Annotated in this window: 1 protein-coding gene; it reads left to right on the top strand. The window is 66.1% G+C overall.

The genetic code is table 11. The features are described 5' to 3' along the window. Positions 1-925: ATP-dependent Clp protease ATP-binding subunit ClpX (gene clpX / locus IF651_RS17300; RefSeq protein ID WP_191830371.1), on the top strand; the 925-nt coding region annotated here is incomplete at both ends.

The raw sequence follows: 925 nt of genomic DNA, 5'->3' as shown, positions 1-925 counted from the left end.
TCGAGCTGTCGAAGTCGAACGTGCTGCTGATCGGTCCGACGGGGACGGGCAAGACGTATCTGGCGCAGACGTTGGCGCGGTTGTTGAACGTGCCGTTCGCGATCGCGGACGCGACGGCGCTGACGGAGGCGGGGTACGTGGGTGAGGATGTGGAGAACATCCTGCTCAAGCTGGTGCAGGCGGCGGACTTCGATGTGAAGAAGGCTGAGACGGGCATCATCTACATCGACGAGATCGACAAGGTGGCGCGCAAGGCGGAGAGTGCGTCGATCACGCGGGACGTGTCGGGTGAGGGTGTGCAGCAGGCGTTGTTGAAGATCATCGAGGGGACGGCGGCGTCGGTGCCGCCGCAGGGTGGTCGTAAGCATCCGCACCAGGAGTTCATCTCGGTGGACACCTCGAACGTGCTGTTCATCGTGGCGGGTGCGTTCGCGGGGTTGGACGACATCGTGGCGGCGCGGTCGCGGCAGCGGGGGGTGGGTTTTGGTGCGCCGATGGAGTCGGACGGTGGGGTGGACCTGTTCTCGCAGGTGCGGCCGGAGGATCTGCACATGTTCGGGTTGATCCCGGAGTTCATCGGGCGGTTGCCGGTGATCGCGGCGGTGGAGCCGTTGGACCGGGCGGCGTTGGTGGCGATCTTGACGGAGCCGCGCAACGCGTTGGTCAAGCAGTATCAGCGGATGTTCGAGATCGACGGGGTGGGTCTGGAGTTCGACGAGGACGCGTTGGGGGCGATCGCGGAGCAGGCGTTGTTGCGGGGGACGGGGGCGCGGGGGTTGCGCGCGATCATGGAGGAGGTGCTGCAGCAGGTGATGTTCGACGTGCCGTCGCGTGATGACGTGGAGCGGGTCGTGATCTCGCGCGAGGTCGTGCTGGACAACGTCAATCCCACGATCGTGCCGCGCAGCACCGGTGCACGGTCGCG

This window comes from Cellulosimicrobium arenosum, assembly GCF_014837295.1.
GTDB classification, from domain to species: Bacteria; Actinomycetota; Actinomycetes; order Actinomycetales; family Cellulomonadaceae; genus Cellulosimicrobium; species Cellulosimicrobium arenosum.
The sequence above is the reverse complement of the archived record's forward strand: the minus strand, read 5'-3'. Positions and strand labels throughout refer to the sequence as shown.